Below are 20067 nucleotides of genomic sequence, written 5' to 3' on the forward strand. Positions count from 1 at the left end.
AGCCTTATACATGAACAATATGAACGTAATTATTGCCGATGACCATCCGATTGTACTGTTCGGTATTCGCAAATCACTTGAACAGATCGAGTGGGTGAATGTAGTCGGTGAATTTGAAGACTCTACAGCACTGATCAATAACCTCCCAAAGCTTGATGCACACGTGCTCATTACCGATCTCTCCATGCCTGGAGACAAATACGGTGATGGGATCACGCTCATCAAATACATTAAACGTCACTTCCCGGATATCTCGATCATTGTTCTGACCATGAACAACAACCCGGCGATCCTGAGCGCGGTGTTGGATCTGGACATCGAAGGGATTGTGCTGAAACAGGGCGCCCCGACCGATCTGCCAAAAGCGCTCGCTGCGCTGCAGAAAGGCAAGAAGTTCACCCCTGAGAGCGTCTCTCGTCTGCTGGAAAAAATCAGCGCGGGTGGCTACGGTGACAAACGCCTGTCCCCGAAAGAGAGTGAAGTTCTGCGCCTGTTCGCAGAAGGTTTCCTGGTAACCGAGATTGCCAAGAAGCTGAACCGCAGCATTAAAACCATCAGCAGCCAGAAGAAATCAGCGATGATGAAGCTGGGCGTGGACAACGATATTGCTCTGCTGAACTATCTCTCCTCCGTTACGCTGAGCGCATCGGACAAGGATTGATCCCGGACGGGTGTGCGGCCTGAGGCCCTCACCCCGTCCCTCTCCCACGGTGAGAGGGTTGAAAAGCGAAAAGGCCCTTGCGGGCCTTTTTTATATTCTGGTTTTTCTCACGCGATCCGCGTAAATCGACAACGTCTGCTTCAGCACGTCCAGCGTCACCGGTTTCGACAGACAGCTGTCCATGCCTGACTCCAGACAACGCTGTTTCTCTTCCGCCAGCGCGTTCGCCGTTACGCCCACCACCGGCAGCGTCAGGCCCAGCTGTCGGATGCGCTGCGTCAGACGGTAGCCGTCCATGTTTGGCATGTTGACGTCGCTAAGCACGATATCAATATGATTTTTACTCAGCACATTCAGCGCATCCACGCCGTCATTGGCGGTTTTGCACTGGTAGCCCAGCGATCCCAGCTGGTCAGCCAGCAGGCGACGGTTAATCGGATGGTCATCCACCACCAGAATCATCATATCGTCATTTACCGACGCCAGAGACTCCGGTGACGGCAATCCGCCCGCGCCGTCACGCTCTTCCAGCTCCACTTTGTAGATGCGCGCCAGCAGGCTCAACAGCTCGTGCGGCGTTGCAACACTGTGTACCCATTCCCCGGGCGCACGCTCGACAGGAATGCCGATGTGGCGACGGCAGAAGAGCACCGACCCTCTCCCCTGCCACGGTTGCCCCGGCATCTCGTCGGCGATCAGCACATCGTCCACGTCCGGTGTTTGACCTTCATAGAGACACACCCTGACTCCACTGTGGGCAAGCAGCGCCGTCAGGTAATCATTCAGCGAGGCGTTATGCACCGCCAGCCAGCAGCGCTTGTCGCTCAGCCCGTCCACCGTCGCTTTTGCCGGATACTGCGCCGAATAGAGCGGAATACGGATGGTGAACTGGCTGCCCATGCCGGGCTCGGTATCCACGGAAATATCACCGTCCATCATGCTGACTAGCTTCTCACAAATCGCCAGCCCCAGTCCGGTGCCCTGGAAGTTACGCTGCACGCCGGTCCCGACCTGGAAGAACGGGTCGAACAGGCGGACCACTTCCTTCGCCGGGATGCCGACGCCCGTGTCGCGCACGCGAATGCTCAGGTAATCCCCCGCCCGGCAAACGTGCAACACGATACAGCCAACGTCGGTGAATTTGATGGCGTTGCTGAGCAGGTTTGAGATGACCTGCTGCAGGCGCATCGGATCGCCGTGCAGCGTCAGCGGCACGTCAGGTTCAATAAAGCAGTAGAGCCCCAGCTGTTTACGCACCACCAGCGGCAGATAGTTGGCGCTGATGTGGTTCATCACCTCGCGCGGCGAGAACTCCCGCGGCTCGATTTTCAGCTGCTCAGACTCGATTTTAGAGAAGTCGAGAATATCGCTGATGATTTTCAGCAGCAGGCTGGAGGAGTTGTTCATCGCCGTCACCAGCCTGTCGACCCCTTTCGGCAACTCTTTGGTCTGCAGCAGGTCGAGGTTACCGATGATCCCGTACAGCGGCGTTCGCAGCTCGTGGCTGACGGTGGCAAGGAACATGGATTTCGACTGGCTGGCCTGCTCCGCCGCCTGGGCCATCTCCTGCAGCGACTCTTCCATCTTCACGCGCGCGGAGACATCCACCAGCACGCAAATCGCCACGTTTTCATTGCGATAGCGGGAATGCACAAAGCTGATCTGCAGGTTGGTGTGCGTGCTGGTGAGCACGTCGACAAAGTTAACCTGCTGACCGCAGATAATTTGCGTCAGCCTCTGGCGGTCTTCGTGCGTCAGCATGTTCAGGTAGTTATGCGCCAGCTCGTTACTCAGGATGTTGGTTCCGTCCTGGGTACGCAGAATGCAGATCCCCACCGGCGCCGACGCGACAATCTTCCGGTTAAACTGCTCGTGTTCCTCCAGCCGCTGGGCGTCGCTTTCGGCCGGAATAAAGATTTTCCGCTCATACATACGCGCCAGGGTGAACAGCGCACCACCCGCGATCAGGTTCAGCAGAATGGCATTCATGATGAGAATGCGTATCCGCTCAAGCACCATGTCCACTGGCACCGAGTAGACAATACTTAGCGACGAAGGCGGCAGGCTCTTCTTCAGCACCAGTTCGCGGAAGCCGGAGGTATAGCCAAACCACGACCGCTCCTGCATCCAGTGCGGTTCGACGTTTAACCGGTTATCCGGCCCGGCAAGTGAGATCAGCTGATGACCGTTTTCATCCAGAATGGTCACCCCCATAGGCAGGCTGCCCGGGGTGAAAAAGTTTTCCATGCGAATGGTCTGCTCAATCCCCAGCAGCGCCTGCAGGCGATTGCCCAGATACACCGGCGTCAGGGCGTAGAAATAGCCCACGCCCGGGCGCGGGCCCTGGCTAACCCAGAAGATGTTATTCCCGCGCTCGTCCTGCGGCGCATTGCGGTATTTCACAATACGTTCATGCAGGCTTTTCAGCGCATCGTCACGCTCAACGGGCACGTCGCGCAGGCCAAAGTCAGCCATGCAGAGATTTTCGCTGCCAATCAGGAATACGCGGTTCAGGTCATAGGCGGCGGAGAAATTGTCGCGCCAGTAGCGCATAAACCAGGCAAGGGATTCCAGCGACCCGCGCCAGGTATTGCTCATGGTGGAGCAATCGGAGTCCGGGAACAGCGGCTGGAAGTCCGGGACTTCGGTATTGTCATTCCGCCCGCGAAGCGCAAGGATGCCGTTTTCCGCCGTCAGACGATTTTCGGCAATATACTTCAGCTCCTTCATCACGTCAGACGTTCGCTGAATGTAGCGCTGGGCCTGGTCGGAGCTTAAGTTAAACTCCTGGCGGATCTCCGCTTCTTTCTGGTGCAGCGCGTTAACGATGTAAAACACCGAGAACAAGGCCACCAGCAGCCAGAGCAAGAGCGCCAGCGCCCGAAACAGATAGCGAGAAACTTTCAGCGTAGTACGAAAGGAGACGAGGTATTTCAAGGGGGCGAGGCTCCGCCGTCGGGGTCAAAAGAATGTGGTTAAGGTAGCGGTAAACGCGCCAGGTCGCAACGTTGACTTATCTGCTTGTGCAAAAGAAAAGGGCCGGAATCCGGCCCTTTTTTGCATCAGGAGACATTACTCGTCAGCGTCATCCGCTACGTCATCGTCGGTGTCGGCTTCCGGCGCGATATCATCATCGCCTTCCGCAACGCTACCGTCGATGGAATCGAGCTCTTCGTCATCCACCGGCTCAGCAACGCGCTGCAGACCCACCACGTTTTCATCTTCCGCTGTACGGATGAGGATCACGCCCTGGGTGTTACGCCCCACCACGCTGATCTCAGACACGCGGGTACGCACCAGCGTACCGGCATCGGTGATCATCATGATCTGGTCGGCATCGTCTACCTGCACCGCGCCCACAACGGAACCGTTGCGCTCGGTCACTTTGATAGAGATAACGCCCTGCGTGCCGCGAGACTTGGTTGGGTATTCCCCTTCCGCCGTACGTTTACCGTAACCATTCTGCGTCACGGTCAGGATAGCCCCTTCACCGCGCGGAATAATCAGAGAAACAACGCTGTCTTCGCCAGCCAGTTTGATACCACGAACGCCCGTAGCGGTACGACCCATTGCACGGACGGCGTTCTCTTTAAAGCGCACCACTTTACCGGCCGCAGAGAACAGCATCACTTCATCAGAACCGGAGGTCAGATCCACACCGATCAGCTCGTCGCCTTCGTTCAGGTTCACCGCGATGATCCCGGCGGAACGTGGGCGGCTGAACTCGGTCAGCGCGGTTTTCTTCACGGTACCGCTGGCGGTCGCCATAAAGACGTTCACGCCCTCTTCGTACTCGCGTACCGGCAGGATGGCGGTGATACGTTCGTTCGCTTCCAGCGGCAGCAGGTTGACGATTGGACGGCCACGCGCGCCGCGGCTCGCTTCCGGCAGCTGATAAACTTTCATCCAGTACAGACGACCGCGGCTGGAGAAGCAGAGGATCGTGTCATGGGTGTTCGCCACCAGCAGGCGGTCAATAAAGTCTTCTTCTTTAATACGCGCTGCAGACTTGCCTTTACCGCCACGACGCTGTGCTTCGTAGTCGGTCAGCGGCTGATACTTCACATAGCCCTGGTGAGACAGGGTGACCACCACGTCTTCGCGGTTGATCAGATCTTCAATGTTGATATCAGAGCTGTTCGCGGTGATTTCGGTGCGGCGCGCATCGCCGAACTGATCGCGGACCAGCTCCAGCTCTTCACGGATCACTTCCATCAGACGCTCTGCGCTGCCCAGGATATGCAGCAGTTCAGCAATCTGTTCCAGCAGCTCTTTGTATTCGTCGAGCAGTTTTTCGTGCTCAAGGCCGGTCAGTTTCTGCAGACGCAGATCCAGAATCGCCTGAGCCTGCTGTTCAGTCAGGTAATACTGACCGTCACGCACGCCGAATTCAGGTTCCAGCCACTCTGGACGCGCTGCGTCATCGCCCGCACGTTCCAGCATCGCGGCAACGTTACCCAGATCCCACGGACGGGAAACCAGGGCTGCTTTCGCTTCCGCCGGGGTTGGCGCACGACGGATCAGTTCGATGATCGGGTCGATGTTGGCCAGCGCAACCGCCAGCGCTTCAAGGATGTGCGCACGGTCGCGCGCTTTGCGCAGTTCGAAGATGGTACGACGGGTCACCACTTCACGGCGGTGACGCACGAACGCGCTCAGGATCTCTTTCAGGTTCATGATCTTCGGCTGACCTTGGTGCAGCGCAACCATGTTGATACCGAAGGAGACCTGAAGCTGAGTCTGGGAGTACAGGTTGTTCAGCACAACCTCACCCACCGCGTCGCGTTTGATCTCAATCACGATGCGCATACCGTCTTTGTCAGACTCGTCACGCAGCGCGCTGATGCCTTCAACACGTTTTTCTTTTACCAGCTCGGCGATTTTTTCAATCAGACGCGCTTTGTTCACCTGATACGGGATCTCGTGAACAATGATGGTTTCACGGCCGGTTTTAGCGTCCGCTTCCACTTCGGCGCGGGCACGGATGTAAATCTTGCCGCGGCCGGTGCGGTAAGCTTCTTCAATACCGCGACGACCGTTGATGATCGCCGCCGTTGGGAAGTCCGGACCCGGGATGTGTTCCATCAGCCCTTCAATGCTGATGTCTTCATCGTCGATATAGGCCAGGCAGCCGTTGATCACCTCGGTGATATTGTGCGGCGGAATGTTGGTTGCCATACCGACCGCGATACCGGAGGAACCGTTAACCAACAGGTTCGGGATCTTGGTTGGCATCACATCTGGGATGCGCTCGGTGCCGTCGTAGTTATCGACGAAATCAACGGTCTCTTTTTCCAGGTCGGCCATCAGCTCATGAGCGATTTTCGACATACGGATTTCCGTATAACGCATCGCCGCAGCGGAGTCGCCGTCGACTGAACCAAAGTTACCCTGACCATCTACCAGCATGTAACGCAAGGAGAATGGCTGCGCCATACGAACGATGGTGTCATAAACGGCGGTATCACCATGCGGGTGATATTTACCGATGACGTCACCGACGACGCGGGCAGATTTTTTATAGGCTTTATTCCAGTCATTGCCCAATACGTTCATGGCGTATAGTACGCGACGGTGTACCGGCTTAAGGCCATCGCGGACGTCCGGCAGCGCACGGCCAACAATGACCGACATCGCATAGTCCAGATAGGAGCTCTTCAGCTCTTCCTCGATGTTAACCGGTGTAATTTCTCTCGCAAGGTCGCTCATCTAACCGCTATCCCTCTACTGTATCCCGGATTCAAAGGTCGCAAATTATAACACAGCCGAGGTGATTGAGGTAAACCTATACGCTTTATTCACGGGGATTGCCTGATATACTCCTTTGTCTTGCTAAATAAGGAGTAAAAGCGCCCATGAATGCCGAAAAATCCCCGGTGGCTCACAACGTTGACCACGAAGAGATTGCCAAATTTGAAGCGGTGGCGTCCCGCTGGTGGGATCTCGAAGGTGAGTTCAAACCGCTGCATCGCATTAACCCGCTGCGTCTGGGCTATATCGCGGAGCGTTCCGGCGGTCTGTTCGGTAAGAAAGTGCTCGACGTCGGCTGCGGTGGCGGCATCCTGGCTGAGAGCATGGCGCGCGAAGGGGCGAATGTTACGGGCCTGGATATGGGCTTTGAACCGCTCCAGGTTGCCCGCCTTCACGCGCTGGAGTCCGGCATACAGGTGGAATACGTGCAGGAAACCGTGGAAGAGCACGCGGCAAAACACGCCCATCAGTACGATGTGGTGACCTGCATGGAGATGCTGGAGCACGTTCCCGATCCGCAGTCGGTGGTGCACGCCTGTGCAAAACTGGTGAAACCGGGTGGACAGGTCTTCTTCTCAACCATCAACCGCAACGGTAAAGCCTGGCTGATGGCCGTTGTCGGCGCGGAGTATGTGCTGCGCATGGTGCCGAAAGGGACGCACGACGTGAAGAAATTCATCAAGCCTGCGGAGCTGTTAAGCTGGGTTGACCAGACGTGGCTCAAAGAGCAGCACATCACCGGCCTGCACTACAATCCGCTAACCAATAAATTCAAACTCGCACCGGGCGTTGATGTTAACTATATGTTGCACACAACCGCCAAAAACGACTAACGTCATTCGTTATTCTTATAAAGATTGCGCGACATCATGTTGCGCAATTCTGACCTCCCGTTGAAGAAATCAGCACTCGATCAAATTTTGAATTTTTTTTCTTAATTATTGACATGTCTTCCAGGCCTTACGGTACGAGGACTTAGCCTTTTTTACCCTTTCACAACCTCAATTTAACGCCAAAATCAACCCTTGTGCTGAAAAGATTCGATACTAGAATACTCACCATATAGCGTTTTTCTTATCGCAAACCCCCTACATGTAGTATTTATCCACAGAGTTAGTCACAAGACGGTTCTGTGGATAAACGGGGGATATTTTTTATTTCACGGACAGGTAAAACCCACATGAATCAGAGTCTGCTGGTGACAAAGCGCGACGGTACTACCGAGCGTATCAATCTGGACAAAATCCATCGAGTTCTCGACTGGGCAGCAGAAGGACTGAACAACGTATCTATCTCCCAGGTTGAACTGCGTTCTCACATTCAGTTCTACGACGGCATCAAAACGTCTGATATCCACGAAACGATCATTAAAGCAGCGGCAGACCTCATCTCCCGCGAAGCACCGGATTATCAGTACCTCGCTGCACGTCTGGCGATTTTCCACCTGCGTAAAAAAGCCTACGGTCAGTTTGAGCCGCCGAAGCTTTACGATCACGTGGTGAAAATGGTTGAGCTGGGCAAATACGACACGCATCTGCTGGAAGACTATACGGAAGAAGAGTTCGAGCAGATGAACGGGTTTATCGATCACTGGCGCGACATGAACTTCTCCTACGCGGCGGTGAAGCAGCTCGAAGGCAAATACCTGGTTCAGAACCGTGTAACCGGTGAGATCTACGAAAGCGCCCAGTTCCTCTATATTCTGGTGGCCGCCTGCCTGTTCTCTAACTACCCGCGTGACACCCGTCTGGAATACGTGAAGCGTTTCTACGATGCGGTATCCACGTTCAAGATTTCTCTGCCGACGCCAATCATGTCTGGCGTGCGTACTCCCACCCGTCAGTTCAGCTCCTGCGTACTGATCGAGTGTGGTGACAGCCTGGATTCCATCAACGCCACCTCCAGCGCCATCGTGAAATACGTCTCCCAGCGTGCCGGTATCGGCATCAACGCCGGTCGCATCCGTGCGCTGGGCAGCCCGATTCGCGGCGGTGAAGCGTTCCACACCGGCTGTATCCCGTTCTATAAACACTTCCAGACGGCCGTAAAATCCTGCTCTCAGGGCGGCGTGCGCGGCGGTGCTGCGACCCTGTTCTACCCGATGTGGCACCTGGAAGTGGAAAGCCTGCTGGTCCTGAAAAACAACCGCGGCGTGGAAGGCAACCGCGTGCGTCACATGGACTACGGCGTGCAGATCAACAAGCTGATGTACACCCGTCTACTGAAAGGCGAAGACATTACGCTGTTCAGCCCGTCCGACGTTCCGGGCCTGTACGACGCGTTCTTTGCCGATCAGGACGAGTTCGAACGTCTGTACACCAAATACGAAAAAGACGACAGCATCCGCAAGCAGCGCGTGAAGGCGGTAGACCTGTTCTCCCTGATGATGCAGGAACGTGCCTCTACCGGCCGTATCTACATCCAGAACGTGGACCACTGCAACACCCACAGCCCGTTTGATCCAGTAGTTGCGCCAGTGCGCCAGTCTAACCTGTGCCTGGAGATCGCCCTGCCGACCAAACCGCTGGAAGACGTGAACGACGAAAACGGCGAAATCGCGCTGTGTACGCTGTCCGCGTTCAACCTGGGCGCGATTAAGAGCCTGGACGAGCTGGAAGAGCTGGCCGTGCTGGCGGTTCGCGCGCTAGACGCCCTGCTGGACTACCAGGATTACCCAATCCCGGCCGCTAAACGCGGTGCGATGGGCCGCCGTACCCTGGGTATCGGCGTGATCAACTTCGCCTACTGGCTGGCGAAAAACGGCAAGCGTTACTCCGACGGCAGCGCTAACAATCTGACGCACCAGACGTTCGAAGCGATTCAGTACTACCTGATGAAAGCCTCTAACGAGCTGGCGAAAGAGCAAGGCGCGTGCCCGTGGTTCAACGAAACCACCTACGCGAAAGGCATTCTGCCAATCGACACCTACAAGAAAGACCTGGATGCGATCGTCAGCGAGCCGCTGCATCTCGACTGGGAAGGCCTGCGCGAGTCCATCAAGACCCACGGCTTACGTAACTCTACGCTCTCTGCCCTGATGCCGTCCGAGACCTCTTCGCAGATCTCTAACGCCACCAACGGTATTGAACCGCCGCGCGGCCACGTCAGCATCAAAGCGTCGAAAGACGGCGTGCTGCGTCAGGTGGTACCGGACTACGAAACGCTGGGCAACAACTACGAGCTGCTGTGGGAAATGCCAAACAACGACGGCTACCTGCAGCTGGTGGGTATCATGCAGAAGTTTATCGACCAGTCGATCTCTGCCAATACCAACTATGACCCGACGCGCTTCCCGTCCGGCAAGGTACCGATGCAGCAATTGCTGAAAGACCTGCTCACCGCCTACAAATTTGGCGTGAAAACCCTGTACTATCACAACACCCGTGACGGTGCGGAAGACGCGCAGGACGACATGGTACCGTCAATTCAGGACGATGGCTGCGAAAGCGGCGCATGTAAGATCTAATGAAGGGCGGGGATATCCCCGCCTTTATTTCGTAAGACAGGACACACTCATGGCATATACCACCTTTTCACAGACGAAAAACGACCAGCTCAAAGAGCCGATGTTCTTCGGCCAGCCGGTCAACGTGGCACGCTACGATCAGCAAAAATATGACATCTTCGAAAAGCTGATTGAAAAGCAACTCTCCTTCTTCTGGCGCCCGGAAGAAGTGGACGTCTCCCGCGACCGTATTGATTACCAGTCGCTGCCGGATCACGAAAAACATATCTTCATCAGCAACCTGAAGTACCAGACGCTGCTGGACTCCATTCAGGGTCGTAGCCCGAACGTGGCGCTGCTGCCGCTGATCTCCATTCCGGAGCTGGAAACCTGGGTGGAAACCTGGGCGTTCTCCGAGACTATCCACTCCCGCTCTTACACCCACATCATCCGCAACATCGTGAACGATCCGGCGGTGGTGTTTGACGATATCGTCACCAACGAGCAGATCCAGAAGCGCGCGGAAGGCATTGCCCATTACTACGACGAGCTGATCGAGATGACCAGCTACTGGCATCTGCTGGGCGAAGGTACGCACAACGTGAACGGTAAAACCATCACCGTGAACCTGCGCGCGCTGAAAAAACAGCTTTACCTGTGCCTGATGAGCGTCAACGCGCTGGAAGCGATCCGCTTCTACGTGAGCTTCGCCTGCTCCTTCGCCTTTGCCGAGCGCAAGCTGATGGAAGGCAATGCCAAAATCATCCGTCTGATTGCCCGCGATGAAGCCCTGCACCTGACCGGTACCCAGCACATGCTGAACCTGCTGCGCAGCGGTACGGACGATCCGGAGATGGCGGAAATCGCCGAAGAGTGCAAGCAGGAGTGCTACGACCTGTTCGTGCTGGCGGCTCAGCAGGAGAAAGAGTGGGCCGACTACCTGTTCCGCGACGGCTCCATGATTGGCCTGAATAAAGACATCCTGTGCCAGTACGTTGAGTACATCACCAACATCCGCATGCAGGCCGTCGGTCTTGACCTGCCATTCCAGACGCGCTCTAACCCGATTCCGTGGATCAACACCTGGCTGGTGTCCGATAACGTGCAGGTTGCGCCGCAGGAAGTGGAAGTCAGCTCTTATCTGGTCGGTCAGATTGATTCTGAAGTCAACACCGACGACCTGAGCAACTTCCAGCTCTGATGTCACGCGTCACGTTAAGTCTTTCCGGCACTGAGGTGCTGTGTCGGGAGGAGCACCCTTCTCTGCTGGTGGCGCTTGAGGCGCATCAGGTAGAAGTAGAGTACCAGTGTCGTTCCGGCTACTGCGGCTCCTGCCGCTGCCGCCTGGTCGCCGGCCAGGTGGACTGGCTGACCGAGCCGCTGGCCTTTATCAACGAAGGGGAAATTTTGCCCTGCTGCTGCCGGGCAAAAGGCGATATAGAGATCGAGATGTGATGTTGTCCTTATCCCCTCTCCCGGTGGGAGAGGGTTAGGGTGAGGGCATCAGGCCGCAGAGCCAGATTGTCGGGTGGCGGCTTCGCCTTACCCGACCTGCCAAACCTACTTCCGGTGAATGAATTCGACCGCTTTATCCGGGAAATCCGTAAACAGCCCGTCCACGCCCGCCTGGTTATACAACACCTCATAAAGCTGATTCACGTCCGTGGCATACGGCGGCAGCTGGTCTGCACGCACGGTATACGGATGTACCTGCATCCTGCTGGCGTGCGCCTCTTTCACCATCGCCGTCAGCTTCACGTGGCCCGGCGCTGAGCCTTCCGCCACCAGCATGTGGTAATCCGGCCCGATGCCGTCGGCGTACTGCGCAATCTGCTTCATAGCGCCCGGCTTAAACATCCAGTCGTAGTTATAGTTCACCCATTTGCCGTCCGGCTGCTTCTCCTGGGTTTCATTCCAGTCGGTATAGGCAATCAGCTGCACCAGATTGAGGTTCATCCCCATCTTCGGCTCCAGCTCGGTTTTGATGCGCTTCAGCTCGGCGGCGTCAAAACACTGCAGGTAGACTTTGTCCTTCTTGCTGGTGTAGCCGTACTGCTTCAGCACCTCCAGCGTCTTCGCGGCAATGTCTTTGCCTTCCTGATGGTGGAACCACGGCGCTTTGATCTCCGGGTAGATGCCGATATTTTTACCGGTTGAGTGGTTCAGCCCCTGAACAAACTCAATCTCTTCCTGGAAGGTATGGATCCGGAAGTCAGATTTGCCCATCGGGAAACGTCCCGGATAGACCTGCACCTTTTTGCCGTTTTCGATCTCGAAGCCTTCGGTAAACTTCAGGGAACGGATCTCCGCCAGGGTGAAATCAATGGCATAGTAGCGGCCATCTTTTCGCGCACGGTCCGGGAAACGCTCCGCCACGTCCGTCACGCGGTCCAGGTAGTGGTCATGCAGTACGACCAGCTGGTCGTCCTTGGTCATCACCAGATCCTGCTCCAGATAATCCGCGCCCTGGGCATAGGCCATCGCTTTCGCCGGGAGCGTATGCTCCGGCAGATAGCCGCTGGCGCCGCGGTGGGCGATAACGATTTTATCCGCCGCCAGCGCGGAGCCTGTCATCAGGCCCGCCAGCAGCAGGCCGGTTGTTACGTAAGATAATTTCATCGCAATGCTCCTTATTGACGACGCGCCAGCACTTCCGCGTGGTGACGTTTCTCACCGATCATGACCACAATGAGCAGCAGTACCGCCAGCACGCTGCCGCCGATCATCACCATAAAGCCGCCGTCCCAGCCGAAGAAGTCAACGGTGTAGCCCACGATGGCGCTCGCCGCGACCGAACCGCCCAGGTAGCCGAACAGGCCGGTAAAGCCTGCCGCCGTGCCCGCCGCTTTTTTCGGCGCCAGCTCCAGCGCGTGCAGGCCGATCAGCATTACCGGACCATAAATCAGGAAGCCGATAACGATCATGCAGGCCATGTCTACTGATGAGTTGCCCGGCGGGTTGAGCCAGTAAACGACGGTCGCGATGGTGACCAGGGTCATAAAGAACACGCCCGTCGCCCCGCGGTTGCCTTTAAACACTTTGTCCGACATCCAGCCGCAAAGCAGCGTGCCCGGGATCCCGGCATATTCATACAGGAAATAGGCCCAGGAAGACTTATCCAGCGCGAAGTGCTTAACCTCTTTCAGGTAGGTTGGCGACCAGTCGAGGATGCCGTAGCGCAGCAGGTAAACGAACACGTTTGCCACCGCGATGTACCACAGCAGCTTGTTCGGCAGCACGTACTTCATGAAGATCTGTTTGGCGGTCAGCTCTTCTTCGTGCTCCTTGCTGTAATCATCCGGATAATCGTTTTTGTACTCTTCAATCGGCGGCAGGCCGCAGGACTGCGGCGTATCGCGCATCAGGGCGAAGGCAATAATCGCCACCAGAATGGCGCCAAAGGCAGGCATATAGAGCGCCGCGTGCCAGTCGTTGAACCAGGCCATCCCCAGCAGGAACAGCAGCGGCGGAATACCGCCGCCCACGTTATGCGCGCAGTTCCACACCGACACGATGCCGCCGCGTTCCTTCTGCGACCACCAGTGCACCATGGTACGTCCGCACGGCGGCCACCCCATCCCCTGGAACCAGCCGCAGAGGAACAGCAGCACGAACATAATCGCAATACTGGACGTCGCCCACGGCACAAAGCCCATGAACAGCATGACCGCGGCCGCCAGGATCAGGCCGGCGGGCAGGAACACGCGCGGATTCGAGCGATCCGACACGGAACCCATGATGAATTTGGAAAAACCGTAGGCGATTGAGATCCCCGACAGCGCGAAACCCAGATCGCCGCGGGAGAAGCCCTGCTCCACCAGATACGGCATGGCGAGCGCGAAGTTTTTACGTACAAGGTAGTACGCCGCGTACCCGAAGAAAATTCCCAGGAAAATTTGCCAGCGCAGACGGCGGTATAGCGGATCAATTTCTGCCTCTGGCAGACGCGCCCTGTGCGGCGCAGGTTTGAAGATACTGAGCATAACAGCCTCCGTGGCCTTGAATTGAATGGGCAGGTGGCTCGCACCTGAATTCCAGAGGCGGGGATGTTAAGAAATCACGGTGATTGTTACTGTGAATCAACGCACAGATTGTTACAGAAATATGACAGAATGCGCAAAAAAGCGCATGAAATCACGGTTCACTTTCGAATTTCGCGCGTTTATGTTCGAAATCAAACAAACCACACTATTGATATGGCTAAATGACAAAAAAACGAACATAGAGGGTAAACAATGACCATTCACGATCCTCGCTACAGCGATGTGATAATCATTGGCGGTGGCGCAACCGGCGCCGGGATCGCACGCGACTGCGCCCTTCGCGGCTTAAGCGTTACGCTGCTGGAGCGCCACGATATCGCCACGGGCGCAACCGGGCGTAACCACGGCCTGCTGCACAGCGGCGCGCGGTATGCGGTTACCGACGGTGAATCCGCGCGCGAATGTATTGCTGAAAACCAGATCCTCAAGCGTATCGCCCGCCACTGCATTGAGCCAACCAACGGCCTCTTTATTACTCTTCCCGAAGATGATCTCGCCTTTCAGGACACCTTTATTACCGCCTGCACTGCGGCGGGCATTCAGGCTGAGGCCATGGACCCGGCGCTGGCGCGGCGGCTGGAACCGTCGGTTAACCCGGCGCTTATCGGCGCGGTGAAAGTGCCTGACGGCACCGTCGACCCCTTCCGCCTGACCGCCGCCAATATGCTGGACGCCCGCGAGCATGGCGCGCGCATCCTGACCGGGCACGAAGTGACCGGGCTTATCCGCGAGGGGAATCGTATCTGCGGCGTGCGGATCCTTGATACGCAGTACAACGAACACAGCGAGCTGTATGCCGCCGTGGTGGTCAACGCGGCGGGGATCTGGGGGCAGCGCATCGCGGAATACGCGGACCTGTCGGTGCGCATGTTCCCGGCGAAAGGCTCGCTGCTGATCCTCGACCACCGCATTAATAACCACGTTATTAACCGCTGCCGCAAGCCGTCCGATGCCGATATCCTGGTGCCGGGCGACACCATTTCGTTAATCGGTACCACCTCAACCCACATCGACTACAGCGAGATTGACTACAACCGCGTGACCGCCGAAGAGGTCGACGTCCTGCTGCGCGAAGGGGAAAAACTGGCCCCGGTGATGGCGCAGACGCGTATTCTGCGCGCCTACGCGGGCGTGCGTCCGCTGGTTGCCAGCGACAACGACCCGAGCGGACGTAACGTCAGCCGGGGCATCGTGCTGCTCGATCACGCCGAGCGCGACGGCATGGACGGGTTTATCACCATCACCGGCGGCAAGCTGATGACCTACCGCCTGATGGCCGAGTGGGCGACCGATGCCGTCTGCCGCAAGCTGGGGAATACCGAAACATGCGTGACGGCAGACCAGCCGCTGCCCGGCTCGCGTCAGTCCACCGAAAAAACGCTGCAAAAAATCATCTCCCTGCCCGCGCCGCTGCGCGGATCCGCGATTTACCGCCACGGCGACAGAACGCCGCAGTGGCTCGGTGAAGGACGCCTGAGCCGCAGCCTGGTATGCGAGTGCGAAGCCGTCACCGCCGGTGAGGTGCAGTACGCGGTGGAGAGCCTGACGGTCACAAGCCTGCTCGATCTTCGTCGCCGCACCCGCGTGGGAATGGGTACCTGTCAGGGCGAACTGTGCGCCTGTCGTGCCGCCGGGCTGCTGCAGCGTTTTCATACCACCACCGCCACCCAGTCGCTCGATCAGCTCAGCGCGTTTTTAAACGAGCGCTGGAAAGGCATTCAGCCTGTCGCCTGGGGCGATGCCCTGCGCGAAAGCGAATTTACCCGCTGGGTCTACCAGGGGCTTTGCGGTCTTGAGAAGGAGCAACGCGATGAAATTTGATACCGTAATCGTCGGCGGCGGGCTGGCAGGCCTGCTCTGCGGCATCAAGCTCTCGAAGCAGGGTCTTCGCTGCGCCATTATCACCCGGGGCCAGAGCGCCCTGCACTTCTCGTCGGGCTCTCTGGATCTGGTGGACGAAGCGTACCGCGACAAGCTGCCGCCGGAGCACCCGTATCACCTGATTGGCGCCCAGCATATTGACCGCTTTGCGCTGGAAACCGAAGCGCTGCTGGCGGACTGCGGCGCGCGTCTGAAGGGAAGCGCCCGGCTCAATCACCAGCGCGTCACGCCGCTCGGCACCCTGCGCTCTGCCTGGCTCAGCCCGGAAGAAGTGCCCGTTGCTCCCTTCAATGCCGCACGCGTCCGGGTCGTGGGCATTAGCGGCTTTCTGGATTTTCAGCCCCATCTCGCGGCCGCGTCGCTCTGTCGCCAGGGCGTCAATGCCGAAACGGCAGAGATAGAGCTGCCTGAGCTTGATGTCCTGCGCGACAACCCGAGCGAGTTTCGCGCGGTGAATATCGCCCGTTTTCTGGATAACGAGGACAAATGGCCGCTGCTGTATGATGCGCTCAGGCCCCACAGCGACAGCTGTGACGCCCTGCTGATGCCCGCCTGCTTTGGTTTACGCGACAACCGCCTCTGGCGCTGGCTCTCGGATCGTCTGCCCTGCACGCTCGGCCTGCTGCCAACCCTGCCCCCTTCCGTCCCAGGCATTCGCCTGCATACCCAGCTCCAGCGCCAGTTTGTCGCGCAGGGCGGCGTGTGGATGGCGGGTGATGAGGTGAAAAAAATCACCCTGACCGACGGCGCGGTGAGCGAAATCTGGACGCGCAACCACGACGATATTCCGCTTCGTGCCCGCTATACGGTGCTGGCAAGCGGCAGCTTCTTCAGCAACGGGCTGCTGAGCAGCCGGGAGGGCATCCGGGAAGCCATTATGGGGCTCGATGTTCGCCAGCGATCCTCCCGCGCGGACTGGTATCAAAGTGATTTCTTCTCGCCGCAGCCCTGGCAGCAGTTTGGCGTGATCGTCGATAACCAGCTACATCCGCAACTTTCCGGTAAGCCCGTCAGTAATCTCTTTGCCATCGGCTCGCTGCTGGGCGGATACGATCCCATTGCCCAGGGATGCGGTGGCGGAGTCTGCGCCGTCACGGCGCTGTATGTGGCAGAGCAGATTAGCCAGCGCACGGAGGCTGAACAATGAACGACACCCGTTTTGAAAGCTGCATTAAATGCACGGTGTGTACCACCGTCTGCCCGGTGAGCGGCGTGAACCCACGCTATCCCGGGCCAAAGCAGGCCGGACCGGACGGCGAGCGTCTGCGTCTGAAGGACGGCAAGCTGTACGACGAGGCGCTGAAATACTGCATCAACTGCAAACGCTGCGAAGTCGCCTGCCCGTCGGATGTGAAAATCGGCGATATCATCCAGCGCGCCCGGGCGCGCTACAGCACGCAAAAGCCGACGCTGCGTGACGCTATTCTGAGCCACACCGATCTGATGGGCAGCGTCTCGACGCCGTTTGCCCCGCTGGTGAATGCCGCGACCTCTCTCAAACCGGTGCGCCAGCTGCTGGATGCCACGCTGAAGATAGACCATCACCGCAGCCTGCCGAAATATTCTCACGGCACCTTCCGCCGCTGGTACAAATCCGTTGCGGCGGAACAGGCGCAGTACGCCGATCAGGTGGCCTTCTTCCACGGCTGCTATGTGAACTACAACCACCCGCAGCTGGGTAAAGACCTGCTGAAAGTGCTGAACGCCATGGGAACGGGCGTTCAGCTGCTTAGCAAAGAGAAGTGCTGCGGCGTACCGCTGATTGCTAACGGGTTTACCGATAAGGCGCGCAGGCAGGCTCAGAGCAATGTCACCTCCCTGCGCGAAGCGATTGTTGATAAAGGTATTCCGGTGCTGGCGACCTCGTCCACCTGTACCTTCACCCTGCGCGATGAGTACCCGCATCTGCTGGACGTGGATAACACCGGCCTGCGCGAGCACATCGAGCTGGCGACACGCTTCCTGTGGCGCAAGCTGGACGGCGGACAGACGCTGCCGCTGGGGAAATTACCCCTGAAAGTGGTGTATCACACGCCGTGTCATATGGAGAAGATGGGCTGGTCGCTCTATACGCTGGAGCTGCTGCGGTTAATTCCGGGCCTGGAGCTGACGGTGCTGGACTCGCGCTGCTGCGGGATTGCGGGAACCTACGGCTTTAAGCGTGAAAACTATGAAACGTCGCAGGCGATCGGCGCCCCGCTGTTCCGTCAGATTGAGGAGAGCGGCGCGGATATCGTGGTGACGGACTGCGAAACCTGCAAGTGGCAGATTGAGATGTCCACCAGCAAGCGCTGCGAGCATCCAATCTCCCTGCTGGCGAAGGCGCTGGGCTAAACAGTGCCGGGGCGAAACGCCCCGGCACAGGTTTTACTCAATGAACAGCGACTCGACAACGTTAATCCAGCCGTGCTCGCTGGCAACCTCTTTGCCATTCAGCCAGCGGCGCAGCATGTTCAACGCCATCATGGCGCAAACCTCCTGACGCACCGCCAGGCTGTGGCGGGTGATGCTCATTTTTACCCGCAGGGCCCAGGTGCCTTCCGGCGTCGCCAGCGCGAAGTTAAGGTATTCCTCGTCCAGCCCCCCGACGAACAGCGCCAGACCGGCAAAATGCTTCACCCTTCTCTCGGAAGCCCAGCGGGCGGTTTGCGCCAGGGTCTCCTGCTGGAACGGCACCACTTCGCTGGCCAGCAGCGGCGCGTTGACGCGCGACAGCTGCAGCGCCAGCAGGCCACCGGTGAACTGTTCGCTTAAGGTCACGCTCAGCTGACGCGACTGCAGATGCGTCGCAATCTGCGCGGGCAGCCCTTCCGTCCCTTCAAAGATCAGGCTTTCGCCCGCCACGCGCTGCACCTCGGGCCACAGGGCCAGCATCGCCTCTTTCTGCTCGGCCGGGCCTGTCAGCTTGAGTTCAATGATCGGCATGGAGGAGCGGTAGCCCATGGAGACGCCCGGCGGCAGCGGGAGAGGGTCAAGGCTCTGGGCCAGATCGCTTTCCGAGCGGCCAAAGGTGGTCAGACGCAGGCACAGCGGCGGTTCAGGCAGGGTAAAACGATCGCGAAGGCGCGGCAGGATCTGTTGCTCGACCATCACTTTAAATTCTGAGGGCACGCCCGGCGTAAAGAACATCAGGCAGCGGTTCAGCTGCATGGCAAACCCGCACGCGGTACCCACCGGGTTATCGACCAGCTCGGCGCTGGCGGGAATTTCAGCCTGTTTGCGGTTGCTGGGGGCCATGACGCGGCCACGTTCGGAGAAAAAGCGCTCCATCTGCGAAAGCCACGCCTCGTGCAGCACCAGCCCTTCGCCTTTTGCGGTCGCGGCGGCCAGCGCGCTGAGATCGTCACCGGTGGGGCCGAGTCCGCCATTCACAATCAGCACGTCGCACTGTTCGCTGCGCTCGCGCAGAATAGCGACCAGCGACTCAAGATTGTCGCCCACCGTATTGCGGCGCGTTAACGGTAATCCTTGCTCAAAGAAAAGATCGGCAAGCCAGGCAGCATTGGTATCAATAATTTGTCCATGCAGCACTTCGTCGCCGGTGGATAACATCTCCACGTTAATCATTATGTTCTCCCGCTTATTTGGTCAAAACACTATAGCGCAAACGCGGGGTGGAGAAGAGAGAAACTGGCGCGACAGAACGCCGCGCCGGAGTGATTAGAAGCCTGCGCTGACGCCCACGTACGGGCCGTCGGCCAGCGCGTTGTCGCGGTTGCCGTCTTTGCCGGCCAGGTTCAGATAGCGATAGCCCGCTTCGATGGTAATCGGACGCATGATGGTCCAGCGCGCGCCGGCGTTGGCCTCTTCATAGCTGTCGATACCGCTTGAGAGGGAATCTGGAGAGTAGTAGTACTCACCAAACAGGCCGAAGCTGTCGCCAATTTTCCACTGCAGGCCGCCGCCCACTGCCGCCGCGTACCCTTCGTCACCGTCATTTGGGTTGGTATAGATACCTTTACCGCCGACGGTGGCCAGGAACGGGCCAAGAGGAACGTTCAGACCCAGGCCGAGGCTCGCCGCGTCGCCGTCGTCATCGTTATGCGTCCAGCCGCCGGTCATCGCCAGACCGGAAGTCTCGGTACCCATGCCAAAGCCCAGGTGGGTATAATCCTGACCCGCCGAGCCGTTAATGCTGATGGCGTTAGCCGCCGCAGATACAACCATCAGGCCGAAGCCCACTAATGCCACTTTTTTCATTGTCGTGATCCCGCACAATTATTATAAAGAAGTCCCAAAACCGCGAGATTTTAACCGGAGTCTCCCGGGGATCAAGCACTCTGCGT

At 57.9% G+C, this 20067-nt stretch carries 14 protein-coding genes; 8 read left to right on the forward strand and 6 right to left on the reverse strand.

Annotated features, from left to right (window positions below; all coding sequences use genetic code 11):
- Nucleotides 1–10 precede the first annotated feature (10 nt).
- Nucleotides 11–661 carry a response regulator transcription factor RcsB gene (gene rcsB / locus ADJ24_RS01955; RefSeq protein ID WP_006176468.1) on the forward strand — a complete coding sequence of 217 codons (651 nt, stop codon included), beginning with the start codon at nt 11–13 and terminating at the stop codon, nt 659–661.
- A gap of 90 nt (nt 662–751) precedes the next feature.
- On the opposite strand, the gene rcsC is transcribed toward rcsB, so the two are convergent.
- Both rcsC and gyrA read right to left on the reverse strand, forming a co-directional pair.
- A complete protein-coding gene (gene rcsC / locus ADJ24_RS01960) occupies nt 752–3598 on the reverse strand; it encodes a two-component system sensor histidine kinase RcsC (RefSeq protein WP_023312510.1) in 2847 nt (948 codons plus the stop codon).
- Between the two features lie 135 nt (nt 3599–3733).
- Nucleotides 3734–6370: a DNA topoisomerase (ATP-hydrolyzing) subunit A gene (gyrA, locus tag ADJ24_RS01965; RefSeq protein ID WP_023312511.1), complete on the reverse strand. Its 2637-nt coding sequence runs from the start codon at nt 6368–6370 to the stop codon at nt 3734–3736.
- A gap of 146 nt (nt 6371–6516) precedes the next feature.
- Here gyrA and ubiG point away from each other — a divergent pair, with 146 nt between their 5' ends.
- From ubiG to yfaE, 4 genes are all read left to right on the forward strand, one after another.
- On the forward strand, nt 6517–7245 hold the full coding sequence (gene ubiG, locus ADJ24_RS01970; protein ID WP_023312512.1) for a bifunctional 2-polyprenyl-6-hydroxyphenol methylase/3-demethylubiquinol 3-O-methyltransferase UbiG: 729 nt from the start codon (nt 6517–6519) through the stop codon (nt 7243–7245).
- Between the two features lie 347 nt (nt 7246–7592).
- Nucleotides 7593–9878 (forward strand): class 1a ribonucleoside-diphosphate reductase subunit alpha, encoded by a 2286-nt coding sequence (gene nrdA / locus ADJ24_RS01975; RefSeq protein ID WP_023312513.1) that lies wholly within the window; start codon nt 7593–7595, stop codon nt 9876–9878.
- Nucleotides 9879–9927: 49 nt separating this feature from the next.
- Nucleotides 9928–11058, forward strand: a complete 1131-nt coding sequence (nrdB, locus tag ADJ24_RS01980; RefSeq protein WP_023312514.1) for a class Ia ribonucleoside-diphosphate reductase subunit beta — start codon at nt 9928–9930, stop codon at nt 11056–11058.
- Nucleotides 11058–11312: a class I ribonucleotide reductase maintenance protein YfaE gene (gene yfaE, locus ADJ24_RS01985; protein WP_008500234.1), complete on the forward strand. Its 255-nt coding sequence runs from the start codon at nt 11058–11060 to the stop codon at nt 11310–11312. The genes nrdB and yfaE overlap by 1 nt, the downstream gene beginning before the upstream one ends.
- 105 nt (nt 11313–11417) lie before the next feature.
- On the opposite strand, the gene glpQ is transcribed toward yfaE, so the two are convergent.
- The gene (gene glpQ, locus ADJ24_RS01990) at nt 11418–12476 is read right to left on the reverse strand and encodes a glycerophosphodiester phosphodiesterase (RefSeq protein WP_023312515.1); all 1059 of its coding nucleotides are present in this window, start codon (nt 12474–12476) and stop codon (nt 11418–11420) included.
- A gap of 11 nt (nt 12477–12487) precedes the next feature.
- Nucleotides 12488–13840 (reverse strand): glycerol-3-phosphate transporter, encoded by a 1353-nt coding sequence (glpT, locus tag ADJ24_RS01995; RefSeq protein ID WP_023312516.1) that lies wholly within the window; start codon nt 13838–13840, stop codon nt 12488–12490.
- 252 nt (nt 13841–14092) lie between these two features.
- Between glpT and glpA the strand changes: the two genes are divergently transcribed.
- From glpA to glpC, 3 genes are read left to right on the forward strand one after another with little or no spacing between them, the layout of a single operon-like run.
- Nucleotides 14093–15721, forward strand: a complete 1629-nt coding sequence (gene glpA, locus ADJ24_RS02000; RefSeq protein ID WP_023312517.1) for an anaerobic glycerol-3-phosphate dehydrogenase subunit A — start codon at nt 14093–14095, stop codon at nt 15719–15721.
- Nucleotides 15711–16928, forward strand: coding sequence for a glycerol-3-phosphate dehydrogenase subunit GlpB (glpB, locus tag ADJ24_RS02005; protein WP_023312518.1), 1218 nt, complete (start codon nt 15711–15713; stop codon nt 16926–16928). The genes glpA and glpB overlap by 11 nt, the downstream gene beginning before the upstream one ends.
- Nucleotides 16925–18115 (forward strand): anaerobic glycerol-3-phosphate dehydrogenase subunit GlpC, encoded by a 1191-nt coding sequence (glpC, locus tag ADJ24_RS02010; RefSeq protein ID WP_023312519.1) that lies wholly within the window; start codon nt 16925–16927, stop codon nt 18113–18115. The genes glpB and glpC overlap by 4 nt, the downstream gene beginning before the upstream one ends.
- A 33-nt stretch (nt 18116–18148) precedes the next feature.
- On the opposite strand, the gene ADJ24_RS02015 is transcribed toward glpC, so the two are convergent.
- The gene (locus ADJ24_RS02015; protein WP_023312520.1) at nt 18149–19348 is read right to left on the reverse strand and encodes a nicotinamide mononucleotide deamidase-related protein YfaY; all 1200 of its coding nucleotides are present in this window, start codon (nt 19346–19348) and stop codon (nt 18149–18151) included.
- Nucleotides 19349–19441: 93 nt separating this feature from the next.
- Nucleotides 19442–19981 (reverse strand): YfaZ family outer membrane protein, encoded by a 540-nt coding sequence (locus ADJ24_RS02020; RefSeq protein WP_023312521.1) that lies wholly within the window; start codon nt 19979–19981, stop codon nt 19442–19444.
- Nucleotides 19982–20067: the final 86 nt, after the last annotated feature.

It is taken from the genome of Enterobacter sp. 940_PEND, from assembly GCF_001059415.1.
Classification (GTDB): domain Bacteria; phylum Pseudomonadota; class Gammaproteobacteria; order Enterobacterales; family Enterobacteriaceae; genus Enterobacter; species Enterobacter cloacae_M.